This window comes from Kitasatospora sp. NPDC057223, assembly GCF_042669755.1.
Lineage (GTDB): Bacteria > Actinomycetota > Actinomycetes > Streptomycetales > Streptomycetaceae > Kitasatospora.
Map to the genome: position 1 here is coordinate 16973 of NZ_JBHUWW010000075.1, position 26548 is coordinate 43520.

A 26548-nucleotide genomic window follows, 5' to 3' on the forward strand; every position below is an offset into this window, starting at 1 on the left:
TGCTCAGGGCGCTGCCCCTGGCCCCGGCCGGGCCTGTGGCACGATGCCGGGAGGGGCGTGCCACCGCCGGCCCGAACGCGACGACGAGAGGACCGCAGTGTCCGTGGAACCCCAGCACCCCGACGACCGCACCGCCTACCGGGCGGCCACCGCGGCCGACGTCCCGGCGGTGGTCGAGCTGGTCGAGTCCGCCTACCGCGGTGACGCGAGCCGGGCCGGCTGGACCACCGAGGCCGACCTGCTCGACGGCCGGCGCACCGACGAGGCCCACGTCGCCGAGGTGATCGGCCAGCCGGACGGCGTCCTGCTGGTGGCCGAGCGGGGCGGCGAGATCCTCGCCTGCTGCCAGCTCGAACACCGGGGCGACCGCGCCTACTTCGGGATGTTCTCGGTCCGCCCCGGGCTGCAGGGCGGCGGGATCGGCCGCAGTGTGCTCGCCGAGGCGGAGCGCGTCGCCCGCGAGGAGTGGGGGGTCGGCGCGCTGGAGATGACGGTGATCGAGCAGCGGACCGACCTGATCGCCTGGTACGAGCGACGGGGATTCCACCGGACGGGCGTCCACTCGCCGTTCCCCTACGGCGACGGGCGATTCGGCATTCCGCGCCGGCCGGACCTGCGCTTCGAGACGCTGACGAAGACCCTCTGAACCCTTCCCCACCTGGTGACCGTCCGTCAAATCCGGTCGTGCGGGGGCGACCGGCATTCATGGGACGTTCATGAATGGTCTAGGCCAATATGAGATGGTGGGCGGGCAACGGCTCAGATCCGTCCATGCCCAGGGGGGCCACGTCCGCATGCCCGTTCACCATGGCACCGCCATGCCCGCGACCGACTCCGGCCGGGACACCGCACTCCGCACCGCGCTCGACACCGTGCCCCGCGGGGCACCCGGCACCACCGGCGGGGGGCCGTCCGTCCGGCTGCCCGCCCCGCCCGACGACCAGGAGCTCTACTGGTACTTCGGCCCGCAGCGACGCTGGGTCCCGCTGCTCGCGACCCTCTCGTACGCCGGCGCCACCGCGACCCTCGGCCTCTTCGCCCTCGGCCACCCGCTGCTCTGGCCCTTCCTGCTGCTGCTCGTGCTCAACGCCGCCACCTGGGCCCTCTCGCTGGGCGACGGCCAGCGCCAGCGCCGCTACACCCGCGACTCGCACGAACTCCTGCTGCGCGCCCGGACCGCACACCACCCGGGCGTCGACATCCTGCTGCCCACCTGCGGTGAACCCCTCACCGTGCTCGACAACGCCTACCGCCACACCGCCGCCGTCCGCTGGCCCGGCGCGCTCGCCGTCCTCGTGCTCGACGACGCCGACCGCCCGGAGGTGCGCCTGCTCGCCGAGTCCTACGGGTTCCGGTACCTGACCAGGCCCGACCGGGGCCGGTTCAAGAAGGCCGGCAACCTCAACCACGGCCTCGCGGCCGGCGAGGGCGACATCGTCGCCGTCCTCGACGCGGACTTCTGCCCCCGCGCCGACTTCCTGCACCACCTGGTGCCCTACCTGGACGCCCCCGACGTCGGCATCGTGCAGAGCCCGCAGTGCTTCGACACCGACGCCTCGATGTCCTGGCTGGAGCGCGCGGCCGGCGCCACCCAGGAGATCTTCTACCGCTGGATCCAGCCCTCCCGCGACGCCCAGGACGGTACCGTCTGCTGCGGTACCAACGCGCTCTACCGGCGCAGCGCCCTGGAGCGCACCGGCGGCTTCGCCGAGTACGACCACAGTGAGGACCTCTACACCGGCCTCGCCCTCGCCCGGCAGGGCTTCAGCACCCGCTACGTGCCGGTACTGGTCGCCAAGGGCATGTCGCCCACCGGCCTGCCCGCCTTCATCAGCCAGCAGTACCGCTGGTGCCTCGGCTCGCTCGCCCTGCTGCGCGATCCCGCGTTCCGGAGCGGTCCGCTGCCGCGCTCCGCCCGGCTCTGCTTCTGGAACGGCATCCTCGGCTACCTCAGCAGCGCCGTGAACGTCTTCGCGGTCCCGCTGCCCGCCCTCATCATGCTGTTCTTCGCCCCCGGCCAGATCGCCCCCTGGCAGATCCTGCCGTTCCTCCCGCCGCTCTGGGTCACCCTCGTCCTGCTGCCCGCCGCCTCGCGCACCCGCTGGCGCTTCGAGGTCACCAGGGTCCAACTCCTGGGCGGGCTCTGCCACGTGGTCGCCCTCGCGCACGCGCTGCGCCGCCGCAGCGCCGACTGGGTGCCCACCGGCGCGGTCTCCGGCAGCACCGCCCTGGCCCGGACGGTCGCCCGGATCGGCGTCGGCTGGCTCAGCCTCTGCCTGCTCGCCGCCGCCGTCGGCCTCGGCCGGGCCGTCGCCGCCCACGGCTGGCAGCCGTACTGGGCACTGGCCGGCCTGCTCGGCCTCACCGCGTACACCGTGGTGCCGCTGATCCGCGCCCTGCGGCCGCTCGTCCGGGCCACCGGCGCCGACAGCGGCGAGGTCGCCGCTCCCGCCCGCCGGCCCGCCGGGAGCAGCTTCGGCCGGCCGGAGGCCGTCGCCGTCAGCGCCGTCCTCACGCTCGGTGGCCTGCTCGCCTCCGGCTGGGCCAACCCGCTCTTCTGACAACACAGTTCACCTCTCCGCTTCCCTGCGCGTCGCCCCACCGGCGCGGCCCACGCCGCCAGGCCCCCCACGGCCCGGGCGGCCGTCCGACCGCTGCCAGCCCTGCAAGGAGCACCGCCGTGTCCACGGCCGTACCACCCAGCCCTGCCCGCACTCCAGCCCGCACGCCCGCCGGCACCGCCGTCCGCACCGAGGGCGCGACACCGGCCCCGGCGCCGGCCTTCCGGCCCGACATCGAGGGCCTGCGCGGCGTCGCCGTGCTCGCCGTCCTCGGCTTCCACGCCGCGATACCGCGACTGACCGGCGGATACGTCGGCGTCGACGTCTTCTTCGTCATCTCCGGCTTCCTGATCACCGGCCTCCTCCTCTCCCGGGACATCGGCCTGCTCGACTTCGCCGCCCGCCGGGCCCGGCGGATCCTCCCCGCCGCCGCCGTCGTACTGGTCGCCACCGCCCTCGCCGGCGGCCTGCTGCTCGACCCGCTGCGCGGCACCGACCTGGCCCGCGACCTGCTGGCCGCCGCCGGCCAGTACGCCAACTGGCGCTTCGTCGGCGAGCAGACCGACTACCTCGCCGCCGGGCGGGACCCGAGCGCCGTCCAGCACTTCTGGTCACTCGGCGTGGAGAACCAGTTCTACCTCCTGTGGGGCGTCCTGCTGCTCGGCCTCGGCCGCCTGCTGCCGCGCCACCGACCCCTGGTGGCCGGGCTGGTCGCGGCGGCCGTCGGCGCCGGCTCGCTGGCGCTCTGCCTGCGCTGGACGGCGCAGTCCGCAGCACTCGGCTACTTCTCCACCGCGACCCGGCTCTGGGAGTTCGCCGTCGGCGCGGCCGTCGCACTCGCCGCGAAGCGGCTGGCCGGCCGCCGCGGATCGGCGCTGACCACCGGGGCGCTGCGCGTCCTGGGCTGGGCCGGCGGCGCCGCCGTGCTGACCGCCGTCCTGCGCTACGACCGGAGCACGCCCTTCCCCGGCGCCGCCGCGCTGCTCCCCGTCCTGGGAGCGGCGGCCGTCCTGCTCGCCGCCTCGCACGGACGCCCGCCCGGCGTGCTCGACTCGGGCCGCCTGCTCGCCACCCGCCCGCTGCGGGCGGCCGGACGCCTCTCGTACAGCTGGTACCTCTGGCACTGGCCCGTCCTGACGATCGCCCAGGCCAGGTACGGCCCGCTGCCGTGGACGACCGCGCTGGCCCTGACCGCCGCCGCCGCGCTGCCGGCCTGGCTGACCGGGCGCCTGGTGGAGAACCCGCTGCGCCGCGGCTCCGCGGCGCCCCGCCGGGGCCTGGCGATCGCCGCCGCCGCACTGACCATCCCGCTGATCGCCGGGCTGACGCTCGGCGGCGGCACCGTCCGCGCCCTGGGCAGTGCCGAGGCGGGCGTCACCCCGGCCGGCGCACCGGCCGGCCCCGAGCTGCTGGCCCCCGGCAGCCGGGTGCTGACGCTGACGCCCTCGCTCGCCCGGGCCAGGACGGACTTCCCGCCCGGCCGGGACTGCGAGATCCCGCTCGCCGCGGAGAACAGCCCGCGCTGCCTGTTCGGCGACCAGGAGAGCCGCGACCGGGTCGTCCTGATCGGCGACTCGCACGCCGGCCAGTGGATCGCCGGGCTGCTGCCACTGGTCGAGCACCGGCACTGGGCCCTGGAGGTGCTGGTCAAGCCGGGCTGCCCGCTGCCGGGTCTGACCGTCCGCAACGACGTCCTCGGCCGTGTCTACACCGAGTGCGACCGCTGGCGGGAGAACACCCTGGCCCGGATCGCGGCCGGCCCGGCGCCCCGCCTGATCGTGATGGCGGGCCTCAACCGCTACGGCGGCCAGGAGGAGCGGTCCGAGGGCTGGGTCCGCACGCTGGACGCGCTGCGCGCGGTGGGAGCACCGCTCGCCTACCTGGCCGACACCCCGATGCCCGGCAAGGACATCCCGACCTGCCTGGCCGCCTCCGACGGGCGCTCCGACGCCTGCTTCTTCCCCCGCGCGTCCGCCTTCGAGCCGGACCCGCTGACCGACGGCGGCCTCGCCGACCGGTACGGCGTGCGGGTGCTGGACCTCGGGCCGCTGCTCTGCCCCGGCACCGGCCCGGACTGCCCGGCCGTCCTGGACGGCGTACTGCTCTACCGGGACAGCGGGCACATCACGAACACCCTGGCGACGGTCCTGGCACCCAGGCTGGAGTACGGGCTGGCGCCGAGCCTGCGGAAGTAGCCGCCCACCGCAGGCGCCCGGCACTGGCGGCCGCTGCCTCAGCCGTGGACGCGGTGGCAGAGGTCGGACTCCGTGGAGCCGGCCGACCACTGGCCGAGCCGCTCGGCCCGTTCGCAGAGCGAGCCGGCGGTCAGCGGCGGGCCGGCCTCCTCGGCCGGTGCCGGTGCCGGTGCGGGTGCGGGCGGCCGGGCCGGAGCAGGTGCGGGAGTCCGGGCCGGCCGGGGGCGGGTCTTCTGCTGCTGCGGCCGGTGCTCCTGCGCCTCCTGCTCCTCGTCGGGGCCGGCTTCGTCGGGGCCGGCCGCCGCCTCGGCCGGGGCCGCCGTGGGCGCCGCCGGCGCTGCCGGTGCGGGTTCCGGCAGCGGGGCCGGGGTGGGCGTCGGCGACTGCAGCCAGGGTGGTGGCGGCAGGCTGTCCAGACTCGGCCAGGCCTGGCCGGGGCCGGGCGCGGGGGAGGGCAGCGCCTCGTGCGCGGGTGCGGTCCGGCCACCGCCGGCTCCCGGGCCGCACATCACCAGGGCGGCCGCCATCACCACCAGCAGCCCCGTGGCGGGCAGCGCCACCGGCCACCGCCGCCGGGGCCGCGCATCCGGCTCGGGCTCCGGCCCGTCCTGCTCCTGCGGTTGCCCGTTCATCGCCTCGTCCTCCCGTACGGGCCCGCGCGGCCCCTCGGACTGTTCAACGAGCGCGACGCGAACCGGACATGACCTGGCGCCAAGTGGTCGCAACCGGCCCGTACCCGGACGGCGGCCGGTCGGCGCCCGGTGCTTGCGGTGGTGATCGCCGCGCTGCCACACTCCGCGCGTGGCCGGGACCAGCGCCGGCCGGGGAGGGGAACGGACATGAGGATCGTCAGACCGGGGCCGGTGTCCGGCCGCAGCTGGACGCCGGTCACCGTCGTCAACGCCGGGCTCGCCTTCGCACTGGAACTGGGGCTGCTCGCCGCGCTCGGCTACTGGGGCGCGTGCACCGGCGCCGGCCCGGCCGTCAGCGTCCTGTCGGCGATCGCCGCACCGGCCCTCGCGGCCACCGTGTGGGGGCTGTTCCTCGCGGCCGGCGGCCCGAGGTTCCCGCTGCCGGTGGCCGGCGAGATCGCGCTCAAGCTGGCCGTGCTCGGTACCGGCGCCCTCGCGCTGTACGCGGCGGGGCACCCGGCGCCGGGCGTGGTCTTCGGCGGGCTCGCCCTGCTCAGCGTGGCGGTGGAGTACACCGAGCGGTGAGTCCGGTGCCGGCTTCCGGCCTTCTTGCCGGATCAGCAAGAAGGTTTGCCGGGCCCCGGCCGGCAGACGGAAGATCGAACCGGGCCGCCGTCCGGAACGCGTCGGAGGCCCGGCCGACCGACCGCTGTGAAAGGACACCGCCATGACCGCGAGCACCACCTCGGACGCGAAGTTCTGGGACGACCGCTACCGCGAGAGCGAGCGGATCTGGAGCGGCAACCCCAACTCCGGCCTGGTCGGCGAGGTCACCGGCCTGGCGCCCGGCACCGCGTTGGACCTGGGCTGCGGCGAGGGCGGCGACGCGATCTGGCTCGCCCGCCAGGGCTGGCGGGTCACCGCCACCGACATCTCCCGGGTCGCCCTCGACCGTGCGGCCGGGCACGCGGAGCAGGCGGGCGTCGGCGAGCGCATCGACTGGCAGCAGCACGACCTCGGGGTGTCCTTCCCCGCCGGCAGCTTCGACCTGGTGTCCGCCGCGTTCCTGCACTCCTTCGGCGACCTGCCGCGCGAGCAGATCCTGCGCGACGCCGCCGCGGCCGTCGCCCCCGGCGGGGTGCTCCTGATCGTCGGCCACGCGGCCAAGCCCTCCTGGGGCGACGGGCACCCGCACCACGACGTGCACCTCCCGTCGGCGGCCGAGGTGCTCGCGAGCCTCGAACTCGCCGAGGGCGGGTGGGAGGTGCTGGTCAGCGAGGAGTACGAGCGGAGCCAGCCCGCCCCCGACGGGCAGCCCGGCACCCGCGTCGACAACACCGTCAAGGTCCGCCGCCTCGCCGTCGGCTGACCGCCGCACCCGCCCCCGGGCCGCCCGGGCGGCACCGGCCCGCAGCCGCCCCGGACCGGCTTGCTAGTCTGCACGCGGACGGTCGGCCCGGAGCCGCCGGCCCGGAGCCGCGCGGCGCCCCACGACGGCCCGCCCGCGGCGCAGACGCGACGGACCCGTCAGTGCGCCCCTCCGGCAGGCCCGCCGCCGTCCGGCCCAGTCCCGCCGCGCACCCAGGAGCAGTCCGCGATGAGCACGTCCACCCTCCCCCTCCCCGACGGCCCCCTGCTGCGCACCCGGGAGGTGGACGTCGTCCGGGACGGCCGGTACCTGCTGCGGGGAATCAACCTGACCATCGAGCCCGGTGAGCACTGGGCGCTGCTCGGCGCCAACGGCGCGGGCAAGAGCACCCTGCTCGGCCTGCTCGGCGCGGTCTCCCACCCCACCAGGGGCGAGGTCGACGTGCTCGGCCGCCGGCTCGGCCGGGTCGACATCAGGGGCCTGCGCGCCCACCTCGGGCACGTCAACCCGCGCCACCCGCTGCGCTCGCCGCTGACCGTCCGGGAGGTTGTGCTCACCGGTCTGACCAACAGCATCGAGCCCGACCTGCGGAGGGAGCCGACCGCGGCCGAGCTGGCCCGTGCCGACCGGGTGATCGACACCCTCGGCATGGCGGCGGTCGCCGGGGCCACCTGGCCGAACCTCTCGCAGGGTGAGCGCGGGCGGGCCCTGATCGCCCGCGCACTGATGCCCAGCCCGCGCCTGCTGCTGCTCGACGAGCCCGCCACCGGGCTGGACCTGACGGCCCGTGAGCAGCTGCTCGACAGCCTCGACCTGCTGCGCCACCAGCACCCCGAGCTGGCCAGCGTGCTGGTGACGCACCACTTGGAGGAGCTGCCGGAGAGCACCACGCACGCGCTGCTGCTGCGTGACGGCGAGTGCATCGCGGCCGGCAAGGTCGACGACGTGGTGACCACCGAGCTGATCAGCGCCTGCTTCGGGCACCCGATCAGGATCGCCCGCCACGACGGCCGGTGGACGGCGCGGGCGGCGGCCCGCCGGGTGCCGACGGGCGAACGGGGCGGGCAGCGGGCGCTCTGACGGAGCGGGTACGGAGGGGGCGTGTCCGCAGCGGCGGGCGCGCCCCCTCGGCGTGTCGCGCCGCAGGTGGGGCGGGGGGCGGTGTAGACGGGAAAATCAGAAATCCCTAAGGTATGCCTTAGCTAAGTGGGTGGGGGGCCGGTTCCGCCGGTTCCACCACCTGTGCCTTGCCCTGCCCTCGTACACCTGCCTTCCCGTGGAGCCCTCATGTCCGCCCGTCGTTCGACCGCAGCCACGCTGCTCACTCTCGCTGTCGCGGCCGCCGCGCTGGCCGGCTGCTCGCAGAAGAAGGACGACAAGGCCTCCGCGGACGCCGTCAAGGTCACCGCCTCCGACAGCGCCTGCGAGCTGTCGAAGACCAGCTTCCCGGCCGGCCACGTCAGCATCGAGGTGCAGAACAAGGGCTCCAAGGCCACCGAGGTCTACGTCTACGCCCCCGGCGACAAGATCGTCACCGAGCGCGAGAACATCGGCCCCGGCACCAAGGCCACCATCGCCGCCGAGATCAAGGCCGGCGAGTACGAGGTCGCCTGCAAGCCGGGCATGGTCGGCGACGGCATCCGCCAGAAGATCACCGTGACCGGCGACGGCGCCGCGGCCAAGAACGACCCGCGGCTCGACGCGGCCGTGGCCTCCTACCGCAAGTACGCCCAGGAGCAGGCCGACGCGACCATCCCCGTGGTCGAGCAGTTCGCCGCCGCCATCAAGGCCGGCGACGCCGAGAAGGCCAAGGCGCTGTTCGCCCCGTCCCGGATCGGCTGGGAGCGCACCGAGCCGGTCGCCGAGAGCTTCGGTGACATCGACCCGAAGACGGACGTCCGCGAGGACGGCCTGGAGCCCGGCCAGGAGTGGACCGGCTGGCACAAGCTGGAGAAGTCCCTGTGGGCCGACAACACGATCGGTGACGCGGAGAAGAAGCTCGCCGACCAGCTCGTCACCGACCTGAAGGACTGGCAGGGCAAGGTCGGCACCGCCGACATCACCGCCACCAGCATGGCGAACGGCGCCAAGGAGCTGCTCGACGAGGTCGCGACCGGCAAGGTCACCGGCGAGGAGGACCGCTACAGCCACACCGACCTGTCCGACTTCGCGGGCAACGTCGAGGGCGCCAAGTACGCGTACGAGCTGCTCAAGCCCGTCGCCGCCGAGAAGGACACGGAGCTGGCGAAGACGCTGGACACCGAGTTCGCCGACCTGCAGGCCCTGCTCGCCAAGTACAAGCAGGGTGACGTCTACGTCTCCTACGACAAGGTGACCGACGCCGAGCGCAAGACCTTCTCCGACGCGGTGAACGCGCTGGCCGAGCCGCTCTCCAAGCTCGCCGCCGCCGTCGTCGTCCAGTAGGACCGGCAGCTCCCGGACGTTCGCCAGCCCCGCACCACCCACCCTCCAGCACACCGCCGTGGCGGCCCCAGTGGCCGCCACGGCATCCGTGAGTCAGCACACAGAAGGGCCCCGATCCATGGACGCCGACAGCGCTCAGCCGACCCAGCAGCCGACCGGGCAGCCGACCGACCAGCCGTCCGCGCAGGACGGCGGGGGCAAGGCCCCGCTGAGCCGGCGCGCCGTCATCGGCTGGGCGGGCGCGGGCGTGGCGATCGGCGCGGCCGCGATGGGATCGGTCGCGGCCGCCACCATGGAGGAGAAGGGCGACCCCGCCCCCGCCGCGGGCGCCGGCGCTGACATCCCGTTCTACGGCGACCACCAGTCCGGCATCGCCACCCCGGTGCAGGACCGCCTGCACTTCGCCGCGTTCGACGTCTCCACCACCGACCGCGACGCGCTGGTGAAGATGCTCAAGGAGTGGACGAAGGCGGCCGCCGCGATGACCGGCGGCCGCGAGGTCGGCACCGGCGCGGCCAGCGGCCTGCCCGAGGCACCGCCGGACGACACCGGTGAGGCCCTCGGCCTGCCGGCCTCCCGACTCACCCTCACCGTCGGCTTCGGCCCCACCCTGTTCGAGAAGGACGGCGTGGACCGCTTCGGTCTGAAGGCCAAGCGCCCCGAGGGCCTGATCGACCTGCCGAAGTTCCCGCACGACAACCTGGACCCGGCCCGCAGCGGCGGCGACATCTGCGTGCAGGCCTGCGCGGACGACCCGCAGGTCGCCGTGCACGCGATCCGCAACCTGGCCCGGATCGGCATGGGCGTGGTCAGCGTCCGCTGGTCGCAGCTCGGCTTCGGCAAGACCTCCTCCACCACGCCGGACGCGCAGACCCCGCGCAACCTGATGGGCTTCAAGGACGGCACCCACAACATCGCGGGCACCGACGCGGCCGCCCTGGCGGACCACGTGTGGGCCGCTCCCGGCGACGGTCCGGAGTGGATGACCGGCGGCTCGTACCTGGTGGCCCGCCGGATCCGGATGCACATCGAGACCTGGGACCGCACCCCGCTGAAGGAGCAGGAGGACATCTTCGGCCGCAACAAGGGCGAGGGCGCTCCGTACGGCAAGCAGAAGGAGCGCGACACCCCGGACCTCAAGGCGATGCCGGCGGACTCCCACGTCCGTCTCGCCCACCCGGACTCCAACAACGGCCTGATGATCCTGCGCCGCGGTTTCTCCTTCACCGACGGCACCGACGGCCTCGGCCGGCTCGACGCGGGCCTGTTCTTCCTCGCCTACCAGCGCGACACCCGCAAGGCGTTCGTCCCGCTCCAGCAGCGCCTCGCGGGCAGTGACGCGCTCAACGAGTACATCCAGCACGTCGGCTCCGCCCACTTCGCCTGCCCGGCGGGCGTCCGCAAGCCCGGCGAGTGGTGGGGCCAGGCCCTGTTCGGCTGAACAGCGTCCGGCCCTCCCCGCCCGTACCACCTCCCCACCCCACAGGAGCACCCCGTGTTCGGCAACTACCTGATCGGTCTGCGTGAAGGCCTCGAAGCGAGCCTCGTCGTCTGCATCCTGATCGCCTACCTGGTCAAGACCGGCCGACGGGACAGGCTCGCTCCGGTCTGGACGGGGATCGCCGCCGCCGTGGTGCTGAGCATGGCGTTCGGCGCGGTGCTCCAGTTCGGCTCCACCCAGCTCACCTTCGAGGCCCAGGAGGCGCTCGGCGGCTCGCTGTCGATCATCGCCGTCGGCCTGGTGACCTGGATGGTCTTCTGGATGCGCCGCACCGCCCGGCACCTGAGGAGCGAACTGCACGGCAAGCTGGACGCGGCCATCGCGATGGGGACGTTCGCCCTGGTGACCACCGCCTTCCTGGCGGTGGGCCGGGAGGGCCTGGAGACCGCGCTGTTCATCTGGTCCGCCGTCCAGGCGACCGGTGACGGCTACAACCCGCTGATCGGCGCGACCCTGGGCCTGCTCACCTCGGTCGTCCTCGGCTGGCTCTTCTACCGCGGCGCGCTGAAGATCAACCTTGCCAAGTTCTTCACCTGGACGGGCGCCATGCTGGTGGTCGTCGCGGCCGGCGTGCTCGCCTACGGCGTGCACGACCTCCAGGAGGCCGGCTGGCTGCCCGGGCTGCACAACCAGGCCTTCGACATCAGCAGCACCATCCCGAAGGACAGCTGGTACGGCACGCTGCTCAAGGGCGTCTTCAACTTCCAGCCGGACCCGACCGTGTTCCAGGTCGTGGTGTGGGCGGCGTACCTGGTGCCGACGCTGGTGCTGTTCCTCGGACTCTTCACCCGGGGCACCGCCACGCCGGCCACGCCGGGCGCCGGTGCCCCCTCGGGCGCCCCGGGTGCGGGTTCCGCGAAGCCGACCGCCTGATCCGCGGCTTCGCCGCTCTGCCGCGAACGCCCTGCCCGCCCCGCCCGGACTGCTCCGGGCGGGGCGTTCCGCGTCCGGTGGATGCGGCGGGGTCAGGCCGCTGCCCCGGCCGGGGTGCCGTCGGCCCGGGCCTGCCGCGCGGCGACGCGTCGGCGGCGGGCGGGCAGGCCCGCCGTCGGGTTGGCCACCACCCAGGCCGCGCCCTTGCAGATCAGCTCCTTGTAGAGGGCGGCCGTACGGCCGGTCAGGGCGCCGTCCTTCGCCCGGTCGTCGGCGGTGACGAACTGGATCAGGCCCTCCTTGCGGCCGAGCGAGACGCACTGCTGGAAGTACCGGATCGGCACGCGGGGGACCTTCACGCCGGTGAGGCGGGCGGCGAGGGCGTCGGCGGCCTGCCAGGCCATCGGGATGCCCGAGGCGCAGGACATCCGCAGCGGCTTGTCGTTCGGGCCCATCGCCATCGCCGTGTCGCCCACGGCGTACACGTCCGGGTGGGAGACCGAGCGCATGGTGCTGTCGACGACGATCTGGCCGTGGTCGGTGAGCTCCAGGGTGGTGGCCCGGGCGATGGGGTTGACGGCGAAGCCGGTGGTCCAGACGGTGACGTCGGCGGGGATGCTCCGGCCGTCGCCGGTCGTCACGGCGTCCGCCGACACGGCGGTGACGGCGGCCTGTTCGTGGACCGTGATGCCGAGCCGGTCCGCCACCTTCCGCAGGTGGGCGCGGCCCCTGTCCGAGAGCCAGTCGCCGAAGGCGCCGCGGACGGCGAGTGCGACGCGGAGGTCCGGGCGGGCCTCGGCGATCTCGGTCGCGGCCTCCAGGCCGGTCAGGCCGCCACCGACCACGACCACGGGCCGGCCGGCGTCGAGGGCGGCCAGGCGGTCGCGCAGACGCAGGGCGCCCGCGCGGCCGGCGACCTGGTGGGCGTGGTCGGCGACACCGGGGACGCCCCCGTCGTTCCAACCGCTGCCGAGGGCGTGCACGAGGGTGTCGTACGCCAGTTCCTCCCGCCCGGTCCCGTTCGCGGCGGTGACCGTCACCGTCCGGCGGTCCACGTCCACGGCGGTGACCGCGGCGAGCCTCAGTTCCACGCCGGTGCCCGCGAACATCTCGCGCAGCGGCCGGGGCGTGAGGTCCTTGCCGGTGGCGAGCTGGTGCAGCCGGACGCGCTCGACGAAGTCGGGCTCGGGGTTGACGAGGGTGATGGCGACGTCCTCGCGGTGCAGCCGCTTGGCGAGGCGGCCGGCGGCGACGGCTCCGGTGTATCCGGCTCCGATGACGACGATGCGGTGCTGCATGGGCCTGCTCCTGTCTGCGAGGTTCCGCCGCTCTCTTACGCGGTTTCGCCCCCTGAACCGGACAGCCCGGCGATTCCTGACAGGATCGGGATGTGAAGCACGCCACACCGGGTCAGAGGATGTGGAGCGGGCTCCCGTGGTCCGCGGCGGCCCACTGCTCGGTCGCGCGGACGAGCTTGTCGGGGTTGACCTGGCTGCGCACCGCGGTGACACCGTCCGCGGTGACCTCCAGGCACGAGATCCCGACGACCCGGCCGTCCACGACCGCCACGATGGCGGGCCCGCCGTTCGCGGTCGTGGCGTAGATGCCGGGCGCGCCGCCGACGTAGGCCCGCTTGGCGTCGCCGGGCTTGAAGAGGCCGCGCAGGAACGTGGCGACCGCGAGCGCGCCCTCGAACGCCTTCGCGCGGGCCGGGACCTTCCCGCCGCCGTCGCCGACCGAGACGGCGTCCTGGGCGAGCAGGCGGACGAGGGGTTCGGTCCGGCCGCTGGTCGCGGCGACGAGGAACTCCTCGACGATCCTGCGGGCGGCGGCGTCGTCGACCTCGATCCGGGCCTTGCCGTCCGCGACGTGCTTCTTGGCCCGGTGGTAGGTCTGCTGGCTGGCGGCCTCGGTGATGTCCAGCAGTTCGGCGATGTCCCGGTGCGGGTAGTCGAAGGCCTCGCGGAGCACGTACACCGCCCGCTCGCCCGGTGACAGGCGCTCCAGCAGGACGAGGACGGCGTACGACACCGACTCGCGCTGCTCGGCGGTGTCGGCCGGGCCGAGCATGCGGTCCCCGGCGAGCAGCGGCTCGGGCAGCCACCGGCCGACGTAGGTCTCGCGCCGGGCGCGGGCCGAAGTGAGCTGGTTGAGGCAGTAGTTGGTGAGGACCTTGGTCAGCCAGGCCTCGGGCACCTCGATCCGGGCGACGTCGGCCGCCTGCCAGCGCAGGAACGTCTCCTGCACGGCGTCCTCCGCCTCGCTCGCCGAACCGAGCAGCCGGTAGCCGATGGCCTCCAGCCGGGGCCTGGCCGCCTCGAACCGGGCCACGTCACTCATGATCAGCGCCATGCCCGTGATGGTATCCGACCGGGGCCGGCGGCGACCCTGAGCGGATGCCGATGTCATGACGGTTCATCAGTTGTGTCACCGCTTCGTGCGATCCGCCGGTCGTCGCCACGGGCTGTGCCAGCATGACAGCCGAGCGCGGACGACGACCACTGCCGAGTCCCGGCGGCCGGCGTCAGTACCGCAGCCCGGACGGAGAGATGTTGATGCGAGGCAGTAACGCTGTGCTGGCGGCGCTCGGCCTGTCGGTGGCCCTGACGGTCACGGCCTGCGGCAGCAGCGGGACGGGTGCGGCGCCGACGGCTGCCGGGAGCGCGTCGACCCCGGCCGCCGGCGCCCCCGCCCCGGCGGCCGCACCGAGCACCTCCGCCCCGGCGGCCGCCGCGCCCACCGGCGCCCCGGCCCCGGCCCCGGCCGGACCCTCGCGGGTGCTCGGCAAGGCGGAGTTGCAGGCCGCCCTGGTCGCCACCGGCGACCTGAACGGCTACACCATGATGGAAATGCCGATGGAGATCGGCAAGGCCGTACTCAGCACCCGCCCGGCGGACTGCCAGCCGATCGAGGGCATCCGTACCGGGAAGATCAAGCCGGACCCGGCGGCCTACGTGATCACCGGCGCCGCCGCCGGGAGCTCGCCGACCGCCCTCACCCAGATCATGCTGGCCAGCATCGACGGAGACGGTGCGCACCAGGTGCTGGCCGCTCTGAAGAGCGCTCTCACCACCTGCACCGGCTACGAGGGCAGCATCCCCAAGCGGGGCACCGTCGCGGCGCTGCCCGCGCCGGCGCTCGGCGAGGAGGCGGTCTCCTACACCCTCACCTCGGACGGTCAGGCGCAGGAGCTGACCGTGGTGCGGCTGGGGAGCGTCGTCGCGGTGTTCTCGCCCAGCACCGTCCCCGGCGGCGGCCCGGCGAAGACGCCGCAGGAGCTCGTGGCCCGCCAGCTCGACAAGATCAGGACGACGGCCGGCTGACGCCTACGGGACTTCCCGGTGGCTCACTGGCACGGCCGCGCCCTTGCCGGCGGCCCGCTGCCGCTGGCGGGGCTCTCGGACGGCCCGGCGGCGTGCCCGAGCCGCCCGGAGGGGTCATCGGCTCCCGGCGAGCAGGCCCTCCAGGTCGAGTTCGCCCTCGCGGGTCTGCGCGCCGGCGGCGAGGGCGTCCTTGACCCGGCGGGTGGTCTCCGGGGTGAAGAAGACCTGCTGGATCAGCTCGTTCTCCACCAGCAGCCCCTCCGGTACCGGCAGGTGCGCGGCGTCCACCGCGGCCCTGGCGGCGGCGACGGCGGCTGCGGGGTAGGAGGCGATCCGCCGTGCGAGCCGTTCGACGAAGCCGTCGAGCTCGGCGGCGGGCAGCGCCCGGTTCACCCACCCGTAGCGCTCGGCGAGTTCGGCGTCGAAGCCGTCGGAGCCGAGGATGATCTCCAGGGCGCGGGCCCGGCCGGTGAGCCGGGGCAGGTACTGCGTCCCGCCGCCGCCGGGAATCATCCCGAGGCTGACCTCGGGGAGCCCGAGCCAGGCCCGCCCGGTGGCGGCGAAGCGCATGTCGAGGGCGAGCAGGAACTCGGCGCCGCCGCCGCGGGCCCGCCCGGCCAGCTTGCCGATGGTGACCTGCGGCAGCGTCCGGAACCGCTCGTGCAGAGCCTGGCCGGGGTTGGGGGTGTCCGTCCCGGCCTGGGCCAGCAGCTCCTGGAGGCCCGGGTCCAGGGCGAGCGACATGTCGCCGTGCGCGAGGAAGAAGTCCGGGTCGGCGCTCTCCAGCACGATCACCCGGACGTCCTCGTCGGTCCGGACGGCGGTGCTGAACCTGTCCAGGTCGGCGGCCACCTCCTGGTCGGCGAGGTTGACCGGGGGGTGGTCGATCGTCACGAGCGCGACTCCGTCGTCGACTCGGACGGTGAGCGTGCGGTAGCCGTCGTAGGGCATCCGGATTTCCCCTCTGGGTTTCTGATGAGAACTCAGACGGTAGCTGAGTTCCTGATCCGAACTCAAGGGCGGTAGGCTGCGGATGTGAAATGGACGTCGGTCGACCTCGGCAACTGCTCGGTGCTCCGCGCGCTCGGCGTCATCGGGAAGCCCTGGGCGATCGCCGTGCTCCGCGAAGTCTTCAACGACGTACGGCGGTTCGAGGACTTCCAGCAGCACCTCGGCGTGTCCCGCTCCGTCCTCAGCCGACGCCTGAACGAGCTGGTGGACGACGGCCTGCTCGACCGCACGCCCTACCGGGAGGACGGCGGGCGCGAGCGCTACGAGTACCGGCCGACCGAGAAGGCCTGGGGGCTCTATCCCGTCATGGTCGGTCTCATGCAGTGGGGCGACCGCTACCTCGCGGACGGCGACGGCCCGCCCGTGCACCTGGTCGACCGCAGAACGGGCCGGCCGGTCATCACCGCGCTCGTCACCGACGACTCCGACGTGTGCGCTCCGTCGGACATCGCGATGCTGCCCGGGCCCTCGCTCCGTACGCTGCCGGACGGCGGCTGAGGCGGGCGCTCCGTACCGCTCCGAAGGTCGTGCCGGCCTGCGTTCACCAGCCCACGTCCTGCTGATTGTTGAGGAGCGGTCAAAAGTTAACCTCCAGGGTCTACCCGCGTAAACCCCAACGGCTGCAAGCTGGTTGTCCACCCGGACGGTGCACTGGTCCGGGAGCTCCCGCCTGCCCGTCACCCCCCTGGAGTTCCGCATGCCCGAGATACGTTCGCTCCGCCGTGCCCTGATGGCCGCCGTCGGCGCCCTCCTGCTCGCCGTCACCACGCTGCTGACCGGCGCCGGCTCCGCCCAGGCCGCCCTGCCGACGCCCGTCTCGGGCGCGACCGCCCGCAGCTACCTGGCCGCCCTCACCGTCGCGGCGGAGGCCCACGCCGACACCTACGACCGGGCGCTCTTCCCGCACTGGATCACCATCTCCGGTACCTGTAACACCCGCGAGACCGTCCTCAAGCGCGACGGCAGCAACGTCGTCACCGACTCCGCCTGCGCCTCCGTCAGCGGCAACTGGACGTCCGCCTACGACAACGCGACCACCACCAGCGCCTCCAGCTTCGACATCGACCACCTCATCCCGCTGGCCGAGGCCTGGCGCTCCGGCGCCTGGGCCTGGACGACCGCGCAGCGCCAGGCGCTCGCCAACGACCTGACCCGCCCGCAGCTGATCGCCGTCTCCGCCAGCTCCAACCGCAGCAAGGGCGACCAGGACCCGGCCCACTGGCTGCCGCAGACCTCGTACCGCTGCGTCTACAGCCGCGCCTGGGTGCAGGTGAAGTACTACTACGGCCTGACCGTCGACAGTGCCGAGAAGAGCGCCCTCACCTCCCTCCTCGCGGGCTGCTGACCGCCCGCCGCAGGGCTCCGGCGGTGTCCGTGCCGGAGCCCTGCGGCGTCGGGTGTGCTCCCGGCCGACCGCCTACTCGACCGACACGCCCCACCGGGCCGCCAGGCCCGCCAGCCCGCCGCGCACCGGGGCCGGGGCGGCCGAGAACTGCCAGCCGCCGCCCGCCGCGCGGCGGATCGAGCCCACCCGCATCGCGCTGTCGGAGATCCCGTCCGTTCCGTCCGCCCAGCGGTCCTGGCCGGTGGCGGCGCTGCCCGGTGCGGCCGTCAGCGCCAGTCCGTGCACCTGGCCCAGCGGCAGGGCGGGCGGCGCCTCCTCCTCGGTGGAGACGGCGATCACCACCTCGTCGACCCCCGGTGCGAGGCGGGCCAGGTCGACGGTCAGCGCGGCGCCCCGGGCCGGCTCACCGGGCACCGAGTGGGTGGGGTGCAGGCGCACCGCGCCCTCCGGATCCTGCGGGTTGTTGAAGAAGACGAAGTGCTCGTCGCTCAGCACCCGGCCGGACGCGCAGAGGAACGCCGAGACGTCCAGCTCCACCGCATCCCCCGCCGCCGTCCGGCTCTGCCAGCTGACGTCCAGGCGGACCGTCCCGTCCGGGGTCGCGGCCGTCGCCCCGTCGGGCTTCGGGGCCGCCGGGCCGAGCCGGCCGCGCAGTCCCTGCTCGGCCAGCAGCTCCACCAGCTCCGGCCCGGTGACCAGGCTCAGCGGCTTGTTGCGGATGTAGTCGTAACTGCCCGGCCCGAAACCCGCCGTCGTCACCAGGATGCCCTTGATCGCGCCGTGGTGGCGCACCGTGCTGTCGAGGTCGCGGACGGCGGTGGGGGAGACCGTGGAGCGGTAGCGCTTGGCCTGGATGACGATCCGTCCGCCCGTCACCGGGTCGAGGTCCTCGGCGACCACGTCCACCCCGGCGTCGCCGCTGCGGGCCGTCGTCATCACCCGGTACCCGCGGGCCCGGAACAGCTCGGCGATCAGCTCCTCGAACTCGATCGGGTCCATCTCGAAGAGGTCCGGCTCGTCCTCGCCGCCCTGTCCGGCAAGGCTGCCGCCGACCGTCTCCGGCAGCCTGTCCGGCCGCACCTCGTCCAGCCGCTCGGGCCGGGCCGAGAGCCGCCCGCCGAGGCCCAACAGGCACTCGACGGCGGCCACCCGGTCCAGCGACAGGGCCGAGAACTCCGCCCGCGACACCGTCACCGTCAGCAGGAACCGCTCCGCCTCACGCCCGGTGGCCGGGTCGATGCCCCGCACGAAGCCGTTCAGCACCACCGAGGCCAGCAGCCCGTCGGCGTCCGCCCGGAACAGCTCGGTGATCACCCGCAGCGCGCTCTGCGCCAGCAACTCCCGGTACAGCGACTTGCGTTCGGTGGCCGGCCGGGCCACCTCCGCCTCCCGGTCGTCCGACTTCACGTACCGCACCCGGGCACTGGCCGGCACCACGTCCGCAGCCGGCAGCTCCCAGTTCACCACCAGTTCGCGGGTCGACGCCTCCCACGCGGCCACCAGGTTGTGCGGGAACCCCTCCGGCCAGCGCGCCGACGCGTACAGCACCGCCGTGAAGTACTCCTGCACGGCGTCCGCCTCACCGGACCGCAGGCGCTGCAGCAACTCCTGGGTACGCGCGGCGCGTTCGTCGTCCTGCCGACGGTGGTCGGCGACCCACGCCAGGTACTGCCCGTGGTACTCGGCGAGCTGGCGTTGGCGGTCGGCCTCGGCGGCCTGCGCCCGGTACCAGTCCTGCTCGAAGCGGGCCCGCGCCTGCGTCAGGTACTCCTCGTACTGGCGGCGGATCGCCGGATTGCGGGCCTGCACCGCGTCCGGCGGCTGCACGTGGTACTGCGCCTGGTCGGGCATCGGCACCGGCACGCCGAGCCGCCCCGGCTCGAACGGCGGCAGGCCCGCCGGTGCGAGCAGCGCGGCCGGCCGGAACGGCGGCTGCTCCAGCCCGGCCCGCAGGACGTCCCGCAACTCCGCCGCCCGGGCGTCCAGTTCCGCCGTCCGCCGGGCCGCCTCCGCCTCCCGGGACTGCTGGTACGCCCTCAGCGCCTCACGCTCGCCCCGGGCCGCCGTGCGCTGCGCCTCCCGGGCCTCGCGCTCCTGCCGACGCTGGTCGGCGGCCTGCGCCCGCCACTGGGCCTCCTCGCGGCGCTGCTGCTGCCGCTGCGCCTCCGCCCAGACCGCCAGCACTCCGCTGTTCCGCCGCCCCGCCACGTCCACCCCTTCGCTCCACGGCCGCCTGCGCCCCGTCCGGCCGCCCGGCCGCGGTGTGGCCGCGCGGCAACAATAGAACGTGGACGGGTGGATCACCCAAGTGGCCGCCGCAGCCGTGCCCGCCGACCCCGGTCGGAGCCCGGCGCGCCCGGCGTCGGGGGCAGGTCGGGACCTGGTCCGGACCCGGTCGGGGCCCGCTCGGGGACCGGTCGGGACCGGAACCTCAGGGTTCGCTCAAGACCGCCGCCGAGGCCGCCCGTCGTCTGCCAGCATGGCCACGCGCCGTCGGCACGACGCGTCGACCGGCACCACACAGGGGGGGCTTCATGGCAGCGAACGAGGACGCCGGACCACCGATGCTGCAGCCGTGCCCGAGCTGCGGCCGCACTGATCGGGTGGCCGGCGTTCCGGCCGTCTACCACGCAGGACGGGACAGCGTCAGGATCACGACTCCGGCCCGCTTCGACGACCCGGCGCAGACCGTCACCCGCTCGGTCACCACGTCGCTGTCCTCCGCCCTGGCACCGGCGCCGGCCGACCGGCCCTCGCAGCTCGGGGCTCTGGCCGCGGTCTTCCTGACAATTCTGTCCGTCGGCACCTTCGCCGGGGGTGCGGCAGCCGGCCACTGGTTCAGCGAGGACAGCACGCCGACGCCCTCCCGGGACCGCCCTTTCGGCAACTACCCCTTCGACACCAACCCGTTCGACCCCGCGCCGGTGACGGACGCACCGCAGTCCGTCTTCTCCTTCCTGGGGTGGATCTCCGCGCTCGCGCTCCTGACGGCGATCGTGCTGTTCGTCCGGGCCGCCCGGCGCGGGTCGGCGAGACGACGGCTCCTCGCGGGCCGGGCCACCGCCGAGCGGCTGTGGTCCCAGGGCTGGTACTGCGGGCGCTGCGCCACCGTCCACTTCCGCGCCGCGTCGGGCACGGTGCCCACGGCGCTCACCCTCCAGGAATTCCGGGCGGTGGTCTGGGAGGCCGGCGGCTACGGCCACCTGGCTCACGTGGTGTCCGGGGACGTGCGTCAGGACGGGTACGGCCCGGCCTGACGGAGCGGGGTCGGGCCCGGTCTGACGGACCGGGGCCGGGGCCGGGGCCGGTCGGGGCGGAGCGGGGTCGGGCCGGTCAGGCGTTGACCCCGGGCACGCCCTGGAACGGCTGCACACTGAGCTTGCCGCAGATGTTCAGCGTGTTGTTGTCGACGCCGCCGGTCACCTTGACCTGCTTGGGCTGGGTCTCGTCCGGCAGGATCACCTGGGCCCTGGACGCCGTCAACCCGCAGGTGCGCCGACCGGAGGCGGAGCCCTCGGTGTTCACGTCGCTGTACTCCAGGTTGGCATTGGCCAGTTGCTTCGGCTTGAGCGTGACGGCCGTCGCCGGGAACCCGGTGTCGCGGTCGGCGGTCAGCGGGGTGGGGGTCCGGCCGGAGTCGTCGGTGACCTGGATCCCCGGGAACCCGGTCAGCGTGCACGTCCGGGCGGAGGTGTTCACCACGTGGAGGGCGGCGTAGGCGGGCTGCTCGGCGTCCGCGAGCAGCTCCGGGCCGAGCAGGCTGATCTCCAGGTCGGCGGCGGTGCAGCGGGCGCCGGCCGGGGTGGCTGTGGTACCCGCTGCGGAGCCGCTCGGCCTGGCGGCGCCGGACGGGGCGGCGGCGGGTGCGGGCGAGGCCTTCCCCGTCGGGGTGATCCCGTCCGTGGGCACGATCCCGCCACCCGTCGTGGTGGCGGGCGTGGTCGCGGCGAGCGGCGGCGCGGACGCGGGCGGGGCTGCCGCACCCGCACCGCCGCCGCTGCCGCCGCAGGCGGTGAGGGCCAGCCCGGCGGCGACTGCGGCGGTGACGGCGAAAGTGACCTTGCGGACGTGCATGAGTTCTCCTCCCGGAGAATCCGGCGGGGCTCGGCGAGCCCCGGACGGTGATTCCGGAGCCTGGGACACGGGATCACGGCTGCCGGTTGCAGCCCGTCCCGTTCCCTGCCCGAAAGGGCAGCCCGCCGTGGCACCGCCGCCCACCGCCGCCCACCGACTACCGCAGGCTTCGCAGGTACTCCCGGTTCATCGCCGCGATGCTGGGGAGCGGGATGCCCTTGGGGCAGGCGGTGGCGCACTCGCCGGTGTTGGTGCAGCCGCCGAAGCCCTCGGCGTCCATGGCGGCGACCATCGACTGCACCCGGTTGGCACGTTCGGGCGCGCCCTGCGGCAGGATGTTGAGGTGGACCACCTTCGCCGAGGTGAAGAGCATCGCCGAGCCGTTCGGGCAGGCGGCCACGCAGGCGCCGCAGCCGATGCACTCGGCGTGCTCGAAGGCGGTGTCCGCCGCCTCCTTCGGGACGGGGGTGGCGTGCGCCTCGGGGGCACTGCCGGTGGGCGCGGTGATGTAGCCGCCGGAGCCGATGATCCGGTCGAAGGCGGTGCGGTCCACCACCAGGTCCTTGACCACGGGGAAGGCGGCGGCGCGCCACGGTTCGACATCGATGGTGTCGCCGTCCTGGAAGTGCCGCATGTGCAGTTGGCAGGTGGTGGTCCGTTCGGGGCCGTGGGCCTGGCCGTTGATGACCATGCCGCAGGCGCCGCAGATCCCCTCGCGGCAGTCGTGGTCGAAGGCGACGGGTGTGTCGCCGCGCAGGATCAGTTCCTCGTTGAGGGTGTCCAGCATCTCCAGGAAGGACATGTCGGGGCTGATGCCGGTGACCTGGTAGGTGGTCATCGAGCCGGCGGTGTCGGGGCCCGCCTGGCGCCAGATCCGCAGGGTGAGGTTCATGCGTAGCTCCGCTGGGTGGGGTGGACGTGCTCGAATTCCAGGTGTTCGCGGTGCAGCACGGGCGCGGTGCCCGTCCCGGTGAACTCCCAGGCGGCGGCGTAGGAGAACTCCTCGTCCTTGCGGGCCGCCTCGCCCTCCGGGGTGCGGCTCTCCTCGCGGAAGTGGCCGCCGCAGGACTCGGTGCGGTGCAGGGCGTCCAGGCACATGAGCTCGGCGAGTTCGAAGTAGTCGACGAGCCGGTTGGCCTTCTCCAGGGACTGGTTGAGTTCCAGGCCCGTCCCCGGCACCTTGATCCGGCGCCAGAACTCCTCGCGCAGCTGCGGGATCCGCTCCAGGGCCCGGCGCAGACCGGCTTCGTCACGGGCCATCCCGCACTCCTCCCAGAGGAGTTCGCCGAGTTCGCGGTGGAAGGAGTCGGGGGTGCGGTCGCCGTCCACCGCGAGGATCAGGTTCAGCCGGTCGGTGACGTCGGCGGTCGCCTCCTGGATCGCCGGGTGGTCCTCGGGCACGGGCTCAGCGCGGTGCCGGGCCAGGTAGTCGTTGAGGGTGGCCGGCAGGACGAAGTAGCCGTCGGCGAGACCCTGCATCAGCGCGCTGGCGCCGAGCCGGTTGGCGCCGTGGTCGGAGAAGTTGGCCTCGCCGATCGCGAACAGGCCCGGCAGGCTGGTCTGCAGGTCGTAGTCGACCCAGAGTCCGCCCATCGTGTAGTGGATCGCGGGGTAGATCCGCATCGGCACCCTGTACGGGTCCTCGGCGGTGATCCGCGCGTACATCTCGAACAGGTTGCCGTACTTCGCCTCGACCTGGTCGCGGCCGAGCCGGGCGATGGCGTCGGCGAAGTCCAGGTAGACGCCCTGCCCGCCGGGGCCGACGCCGCGTCCCTCGTCGCAGACGTTCTTGGCGGCCCGGGAGGCGATGTCGCGCGGCACCAGGTTGCCGAACGCGGGGTAGATCCGCTCCAGGTAGTAGTCCCGCTCCGGCTCGGGGATCTCGGCCGGCGGGCGGGTGTCGCCCTTGGCCTTCGGCACCCAGATCCGGCCGTCGTTGCGCAGCGACTCGCTCATCAGGGTCAGCTTCGACTGGTGGTCTCCGCTGCGCGGGATGCAGGTCGGGTGGATCTGGGTGAAGCACGGGTTGGCGAAGTACGCGCCGCGGCGGTGGGCCCGCCAGACGGCCGTCGCGTTGGAGTTCTTGGCGTTGGTGGAGAGGTAGAAGACGTTGCCGTAGCCGCCGCTGGCGAGCACCACGGCGTCCGCCAGGTAGGTCGAGATCTCTCCGGTGACCAGGTCACGGGCGATGATGCCGCGGGCCCGTCCGTCGATCACGACCAGGTCGAGCATCTCGGTGCGCGGGTGCATCTCCACGTTGCCGGCCGCGATCTGGCGCGAGAGCGCCTGGTAGGCGCCGAGCAGGAGCTGCTGGCCGGTCTGGCCGCGGGCGTAGAACGTCCGGGAGACCTGGACGCCGCCGAACGAGCGGGTGTCCAGCAGCCCGCCGTACTCGCGGGCGAACGGGACGCCCTGCGCGACGCACTGGTCGATGATCTCCACCGAGACCTGCGCGAGCCGGTGCACGTTGGACTCGCGCGCCCGGAAGTCGCCGCCCTTGACGGTGTCGTAGAACAGCCGGCGGATCGAGTCGCCGTCGTTGCGGTAGTTCTTCGCGGCGTTGATGCCGCCCTGCGCGGCGATCGAGTGCGCCCGGCGCGGCGAGTCCTGGAAGCAGAACTGCACCACGTGGTAGCCCTGTTCGGCCAGCGTGGCACCCGCCGCGCCGCCGGCCAGGCCGGTGCCGACCACGATCACGGTGTGCTTGCGACGGTTCGCCGGGTTGACCAGCTTGGCGTCGAACCGCCGCTGGTCCCAACGCTGTTCGATCGGCCCGGCGGGGGCCTTGGCGTCGGCGATCGGGGCGCCGACGCCGTAGTCCGAGAACGTGCTCTGGGTGCTCAACTCACCACTCCGGTCATGACGGCCACGGGTACGGACAGGAAGCCGGCGGTCAGGACGAGCGCCAGGCCGTTGGCGACGGCCTTCAACGCCTTGTCCCGGCGGGCGTTGTTGGCGCCGAGGGTCTGCGCGGCGCTCCAGAACCCGTGCCGGATGTGCAGCCCGAGGGCCAGCATCGCGAGGACGTAGATCCCGCCGCCGTACCAGGTCGAGAACGAGGCCACGATGTTCTGGTACGGGTGCCCCTCCTCGGCCAGCGGGTTCACGGTGAGGGTGGTCAGGTCGAGGATGTGCCAGACGATGAACAGGCCGAGGATGACCCCGCCCCAGCGCATCGTCCGGGTCGCGTAGCTCGCCCGCCGCCGCCGGTGGGCGTACTTGGCCGGCCGGGCGGCCAGGTCGCGCCGGCTCAGCTGGTAGGCGCAGACACCGTGCAGGACGGCGGCGGCCAGCAGGGCGAAGCGGGCGATCCAGAGGAACCAGCCGTGCCCGAGGAAGGGCTGCCCGAGGGTCCGCAGCCAGGCCGCGTACCCGTTGATGTCGTCGGGGCCGAAGAAGACCTTGAGGTTTCCGAGCATGTGGAAGACCAGGTAGAGCAGCATGGCCAGGCCGCTGACGGCCATGACCGCCTTCTTGCCGACGGTCGACCGCCACAGGGTCACCAAGGTGGACGAATGCCCCGTCCGAGTCGCCGATGTCATGGGCACCACCGTAGAAAGTCGCGGACGGTACGTCCAAGACATGCTGCGGCTCGCCACGATAGGACTGCTCTATGGTGGGAGGCGTGCAGCTCCAGCAACTCCGCTACTTCGTCGCGGTCGCCGACGCCCGCCACTTCACCCGGGCCGCCGACGCCGTGCACGTGGCCCAGCCCTCGCTCTCCCAGCAGATCCGTTCACTGGAGCGGGAGCTGGGCGCCGAACTGTTCCACCGCACGCGCGGCAACATCGCTCTCACCGACGCGGGCGACGCCCTGCTGCCGCTCGCCCGGCGCATCCTCGCCGACACCGAGAGCGCCCGGCTCGCCGTCCAGGAGACCGTCCAGCTGCGGCGCGGCAGAGTCCGGCTCGGCGCCCCGCCGAGCCTGTGCACCAGCCTGGTGCCGGACGTGCTGCGGGTGTTCCGCGACCGCTACCCGGAGGTCGCGCTGCTGGTCCGCGAGGGCGGCTCCCGCGATCTGGTGCGCAGCCTCGGCGCCGGAGAGCTGGACCTCGCGCTGATCATCACCCCGCAGCCCGAGGACGCCCCGGCGCTCGCCGTCACCGAGCTGCTGCACGAGGAACTCGTGCTGGTCTCGGCCGGCCCCCCGTCGCGTGGGCGGCGGGTGCGGGTCGAGGAGCTGCAGGGCCGGCCGCTGGTGATGTTCCGCGAGGGCTACGACCTGCGCGAGGCGACCATCGGGGCCTGCCGGGCGGCCGGCTTCGACCCGGTCTTCGCCGTCGAGGGCGGCGAGATGGACGCGGTGCTCGGCTTCGTCCGGGCGGGCCTGGGCCCCGCCGTACTGCCCGGCATGGTCGCCGCGCGCTCCGGCCTGGCCGTCACCCCGTTCGCCGGGCCGGGGCTGGGGCGGACGATCGCCCTCGCGCACGGCGCCGAGGTGCCGTCGACCCGGGCCGCCACCGCCCTGCGCGCCACCCTGCTCGCCCACCTGCGCGGCGCCGCCCGGGCCGGCGAGCTGCCGCCCGGAACCGAACTGCTGCTCCCGCTGCTCTGACCGCGTCACGCGTCACGGGACACGCGCTACGCGTCACGGGACACGGGCGCGGCCCGGGGCGGGCACTGCGCTCGGCAGTGCCCGCCCCGGGCCGTACGGCGGTCCTGGGCCGACTACGCCGGCAGCAGGGCCTCGATCGCCTCGACGACCTCGGCCGCCTCCGGCTCGGTGCGCGGGCGGATCCGGGCGGCCACCGTGCCGTCCGGGCTGATCAGGAACTTCTCGAAGTTCCAGCTGACGTCACCGGCCTGGCCCTCGGCGTCGGCGGCCTTGGTCAGCTCGGCGTACAGCGGGTGCTGGTCGTCGCCGTTCACGTCCGTCTTCTCGAACAGCGGGAAGGAGACGCCGTAGGTGGTCGAGCAGAAGGTCTGGATCTCCTCCGAGCTGCCCGGCTCCTGCCCGGCGAACTGGTTCGAGGGGAAGCCCAGCACGCTGAAACCACGCGCCGCGAACCGCTCCTGGAGGCGCTCCAGGCCCGCGTACTGCGGGGTCAGGCCGCACTTGGAGGCGACGTTGACGATCAGCAGCGCCTTGCCCTTGTAGTCGGCCAGCGAGGCGGCCTCACCGGACAGGGTGCGCAGCGGGATGTCGTAGAGACTCACGAGGGTGTCCTTCGATCGGTTGGTTGACACAACGGATGCTGCCACAGCGGACAACCACCGCGGGCCCGGAGCTGTTCCGGGCC

24 protein-coding genes are annotated in these 26548 nt (G+C 73.9%); 14 read left to right on the forward strand and 10 right to left on the reverse strand.

Annotated features, from left to right (window positions below):
- The first annotated feature begins 103 nt into the window (after positions 1–103).
- The 3 genes from ACFUK0_RS24435 to ACFUK0_RS24445 all read left to right on the forward strand — a co-directional run bounded on the left by ACFUK0_RS24435 (position 104) and on the right by ACFUK0_RS24445 (position 4756).
- Positions 104–646 (forward strand): GNAT family N-acetyltransferase, encoded by a 543-nt coding sequence (locus ACFUK0_RS24435; protein WP_380253638.1) that lies wholly within the window; start codon positions 104–106, stop codon positions 644–646.
- Positions 647–818: 172 nt separating this feature from the next.
- Positions 819–2561 carry a glycosyltransferase family 2 protein gene (locus tag ACFUK0_RS24440; RefSeq protein ID WP_380253640.1) on the forward strand — a complete coding sequence of 581 codons (1743 nt, stop codon included), beginning with the start codon at positions 819–821 and terminating at the stop codon, positions 2559–2561.
- Between the two features lie 119 nt (positions 2562–2680).
- Positions 2681–4756, forward strand: a complete 2076-nt coding sequence (locus ACFUK0_RS24445) for an acyltransferase family protein (RefSeq protein ID WP_380253642.1) — start codon at positions 2681–2683, stop codon at positions 4754–4756.
- 38 nt (positions 4757–4794) lie between these two features.
- On the opposite strand, the gene ACFUK0_RS24450 is transcribed toward ACFUK0_RS24445, so the two are convergent.
- A complete protein-coding gene (locus tag ACFUK0_RS24450; RefSeq protein ID WP_380253644.1) occupies positions 4795–5388 on the reverse strand; it encodes a hypothetical protein in 594 nt (197 codons plus the stop codon).
- A gap of 207 nt (positions 5389–5595) precedes the next feature.
- Here ACFUK0_RS24450 and ACFUK0_RS24455 point away from each other — a divergent pair, with 207 nt between their 5' ends.
- The 6 genes from ACFUK0_RS24455 to efeU all read left to right on the forward strand — a co-directional run bounded on the left by ACFUK0_RS24455 (position 5596) and on the right by efeU (position 11555).
- A complete protein-coding gene (locus tag ACFUK0_RS24455) occupies positions 5596–5973 on the forward strand; it encodes a YrdB family protein (RefSeq protein WP_380253646.1) in 378 nt (125 codons plus the stop codon).
- Between the two features lie 142 nt (positions 5974–6115).
- On the forward strand, positions 6116–6757 hold the full coding sequence (locus ACFUK0_RS24460; RefSeq protein WP_380253648.1) for a class I SAM-dependent methyltransferase: 642 nt from the start codon (positions 6116–6118) through the stop codon (positions 6755–6757).
- 228 nt (positions 6758–6985) lie between these two features.
- On the forward strand, positions 6986–7837 hold the full coding sequence (locus ACFUK0_RS24465; protein WP_380253650.1) for an ABC transporter ATP-binding protein: 852 nt from the start codon (positions 6986–6988) through the stop codon (positions 7835–7837).
- 207 nt (positions 7838–8044) lie between these two features.
- Positions 8045–9181 (forward strand): iron uptake system protein EfeO, encoded by a 1137-nt coding sequence (gene efeO, locus ACFUK0_RS24470; RefSeq protein ID WP_380253652.1) that lies wholly within the window; start codon positions 8045–8047, stop codon positions 9179–9181.
- Positions 9182–9299: 118 nt separating this feature from the next.
- On the forward strand, positions 9300–10622 hold the full coding sequence (gene efeB / locus ACFUK0_RS24475; RefSeq protein ID WP_380253654.1) for an iron uptake transporter deferrochelatase/peroxidase subunit: 1323 nt from the start codon (positions 9300–9302) through the stop codon (positions 10620–10622).
- A 54-nt stretch (positions 10623–10676) separates the two neighbouring features.
- The gene (gene efeU / locus ACFUK0_RS24480; protein ID WP_380253656.1) at positions 10677–11555 is read left to right on the forward strand and encodes an iron uptake transporter permease EfeU; all 879 of its coding nucleotides are present in this window, start codon (positions 10677–10679) and stop codon (positions 11553–11555) included.
- Between the two features lie 92 nt (positions 11556–11647).
- Here the strand turns inward: efeU and ACFUK0_RS24485 are convergent, their stop codons facing one another.
- Both ACFUK0_RS24485 and sigJ read right to left on the reverse strand, forming a co-directional pair.
- Entirely contained in the window at positions 11648–12853 is a 1206-nt protein-coding gene (locus tag ACFUK0_RS24485; RefSeq protein ID WP_380253658.1) for an NAD(P)/FAD-dependent oxidoreductase, read from the reverse strand.
- Positions 12854–12965: 112 nt separating this feature from the next.
- Positions 12966–13907 carry an RNA polymerase sigma factor SigJ gene (gene sigJ / locus ACFUK0_RS24490; protein ID WP_380253660.1) on the reverse strand — a complete coding sequence of 314 codons (942 nt, stop codon included), beginning with the start codon at positions 13905–13907 and terminating at the stop codon, positions 12966–12968.
- 203 nt (positions 13908–14110) lie between these two features.
- Between sigJ and ACFUK0_RS24495 the strand changes: the two genes are divergently transcribed.
- The gene (locus tag ACFUK0_RS24495) at positions 14111–14878 is read left to right on the forward strand and encodes a hypothetical protein (RefSeq protein WP_380253662.1); all 768 of its coding nucleotides are present in this window, start codon (positions 14111–14113) and stop codon (positions 14876–14878) included.
- A 114-nt stretch (positions 14879–14992) separates the two neighbouring features.
- Here ACFUK0_RS24495 and ACFUK0_RS24500 read toward each other — a convergent pair whose 3' ends face one another.
- Positions 14993–15829, reverse strand: a complete 837-nt coding sequence (locus ACFUK0_RS24500; protein ID WP_380253664.1) for an enoyl-CoA hydratase/isomerase family protein — start codon at positions 15827–15829, stop codon at positions 14993–14995.
- Positions 15830–15913: 84 nt separating this feature from the next.
- On the opposite strand from ACFUK0_RS24500, the gene ACFUK0_RS24505 reads away from it, so the two are divergent.
- Both ACFUK0_RS24505 and ACFUK0_RS24510 read left to right on the forward strand, forming a co-directional pair.
- On the forward strand, positions 15914–16387 hold the full coding sequence (locus ACFUK0_RS24505) for a winged helix-turn-helix transcriptional regulator (RefSeq protein ID WP_380253666.1): 474 nt from the start codon (positions 15914–15916) through the stop codon (positions 16385–16387).
- 199 nt (positions 16388–16586) lie between these two features.
- Positions 16587–17234, forward strand: coding sequence for a DUF1524 domain-containing protein (locus tag ACFUK0_RS24510; protein WP_380253668.1), 648 nt, complete (start codon positions 16587–16589; stop codon positions 17232–17234).
- A gap of 72 nt (positions 17235–17306) precedes the next feature.
- Here the strand turns inward: ACFUK0_RS24510 and ACFUK0_RS24515 are convergent, their stop codons facing one another.
- The gene (locus ACFUK0_RS24515) at positions 17307–19442 is read right to left on the reverse strand and encodes a restriction endonuclease (protein ID WP_380253670.1); all 2136 of its coding nucleotides are present in this window, start codon (positions 19440–19442) and stop codon (positions 17307–17309) included.
- Positions 19443–19768: 326 nt separating this feature from the next.
- Between ACFUK0_RS24515 and ACFUK0_RS24520 the strand changes: the two genes are divergently transcribed.
- Positions 19769–20491, forward strand: coding sequence for a hypothetical protein (locus tag ACFUK0_RS24520; RefSeq protein ID WP_380253672.1), 723 nt, complete (start codon positions 19769–19771; stop codon positions 20489–20491).
- A 76-nt stretch (positions 20492–20567) separates the two neighbouring features.
- On the opposite strand, the gene ACFUK0_RS24525 is transcribed toward ACFUK0_RS24520, so the two are convergent.
- The 4 genes from ACFUK0_RS24525 to ACFUK0_RS24540 form a co-directional block, all read right to left on the reverse strand.
- Positions 20568–21308, reverse strand: a complete 741-nt coding sequence (locus tag ACFUK0_RS24525; protein ID WP_380253674.1) for a DUF4232 domain-containing protein — start codon at positions 21306–21308, stop codon at positions 20568–20570.
- A 157-nt stretch (positions 21309–21465) separates the two neighbouring features.
- The gene (locus tag ACFUK0_RS24530; protein ID WP_380253676.1) at positions 21466–22200 is read right to left on the reverse strand and encodes a succinate dehydrogenase/fumarate reductase iron-sulfur subunit; all 735 of its coding nucleotides are present in this window, start codon (positions 22198–22200) and stop codon (positions 21466–21468) included.
- Positions 22197–24152 carry a fumarate reductase/succinate dehydrogenase flavoprotein subunit gene (locus tag ACFUK0_RS24535; protein ID WP_380253678.1) on the reverse strand — a complete coding sequence of 652 codons (1956 nt, stop codon included), beginning with the start codon at positions 24150–24152 and terminating at the stop codon, positions 22197–22199. Before ACFUK0_RS24535 ends, ACFUK0_RS24530 begins: the two co-directional genes overlap by 4 nt.
- Positions 24149–24850, reverse strand: coding sequence for a succinate dehydrogenase cytochrome b subunit (locus ACFUK0_RS24540; protein ID WP_380253680.1), 702 nt, complete (start codon positions 24848–24850; stop codon positions 24149–24151). The genes ACFUK0_RS24535 and ACFUK0_RS24540 overlap by 4 nt, the downstream gene beginning before the upstream one ends.
- A gap of 83 nt (positions 24851–24933) precedes the next feature.
- Between ACFUK0_RS24540 and ACFUK0_RS24545 the strand changes: the two genes are divergently transcribed.
- On the forward strand, positions 24934–25863 hold the full coding sequence (locus ACFUK0_RS24545; protein ID WP_380253682.1) for a LysR family transcriptional regulator: 930 nt from the start codon (positions 24934–24936) through the stop codon (positions 25861–25863).
- A 113-nt stretch (positions 25864–25976) separates the two neighbouring features.
- Here the strand turns inward: ACFUK0_RS24545 and ACFUK0_RS24550 are convergent, their stop codons facing one another.
- On the reverse strand, positions 25977–26465 hold the full coding sequence (locus ACFUK0_RS24550) for a glutathione peroxidase (protein WP_380253684.1): 489 nt from the start codon (positions 26463–26465) through the stop codon (positions 25977–25979).
- Positions 26466–26548: the final 83 nt, after the last annotated feature.

Coding starts and splice junctions, on each gene's coding strand:
- ACFUK0_RS24440 (WP_380253640.1), top strand. CDS start 819: ATGCCCGCGACCGACTCCGGCCGGGACACCGCACTCCGCACCGCGCTC.
- ACFUK0_RS24450 (WP_380253644.1), bottom strand. CDS start 5,388: ATGAACGGGCAACCGCAGGAGCAGGACGGGCCGGAGCCCGAGCCGGAT.
- ACFUK0_RS24455 (WP_380253646.1), top strand. CDS start 5,596: ATGAGGATCGTCAGACCGGGGCCGGTGTCCGGCCGCAGCTGGACGCCG.
- ACFUK0_RS24460 (WP_380253648.1), top strand. CDS start 6,116: ATGACCGCGAGCACCACCTCGGACGCGAAGTTCTGGGACGACCGCTAC.
- ACFUK0_RS24465 (WP_380253650.1), top strand. CDS start 6,986: ATGAGCACGTCCACCCTCCCCCTCCCCGACGGCCCCCTGCTGCGCACC.
- efeO (WP_380253652.1), top strand. CDS start 8,045: ATGTCCGCCCGTCGTTCGACCGCAGCCACGCTGCTCACTCTCGCTGTC.
- efeB (WP_380253654.1), top strand. CDS start 9,300: ATGGACGCCGACAGCGCTCAGCCGACCCAGCAGCCGACCGGGCAGCCG.
- ACFUK0_RS24485 (WP_380253658.1), bottom strand. CDS start 12,853: ATGCAGCACCGCATCGTCGTCATCGGAGCCGGATACACCGGAGCCGTC.
- sigJ (WP_380253660.1), bottom strand. CDS start 13,907: ATGGCGCTGATCATGAGTGACGTGGCCCGGTTCGAGGCGGCCAGGCCC.
- ACFUK0_RS24495 (WP_380253662.1), top strand. CDS start 14,111: ATGCGAGGCAGTAACGCTGTGCTGGCGGCGCTCGGCCTGTCGGTGGCC.
- ACFUK0_RS24500 (WP_380253664.1), bottom strand. CDS start 15,829: ATGCCCTACGACGGCTACCGCACGCTCACCGTCCGAGTCGACGACGGA.
- ACFUK0_RS24510 (WP_380253668.1), top strand. CDS start 16,587: ATGCCCGAGATACGTTCGCTCCGCCGTGCCCTGATGGCCGCCGTCGGC.
- ACFUK0_RS24520 (WP_380253672.1), top strand. CDS start 19,769: ATGGCAGCGAACGAGGACGCCGGACCACCGATGCTGCAGCCGTGCCCG.
- ACFUK0_RS24525 (WP_380253674.1), bottom strand. CDS start 21,308: ATGCACGTCCGCAAGGTCACTTTCGCCGTCACCGCCGCAGTCGCCGCC.
- ACFUK0_RS24530 (WP_380253676.1), bottom strand. CDS start 22,200: ATGAACCTCACCCTGCGGATCTGGCGCCAGGCGGGCCCCGACACCGCC.
- ACFUK0_RS24540 (WP_380253680.1), bottom strand. CDS start 24,850: ATGACATCGGCGACTCGGACGGGGCATTCGTCCACCTTGGTGACCCTG.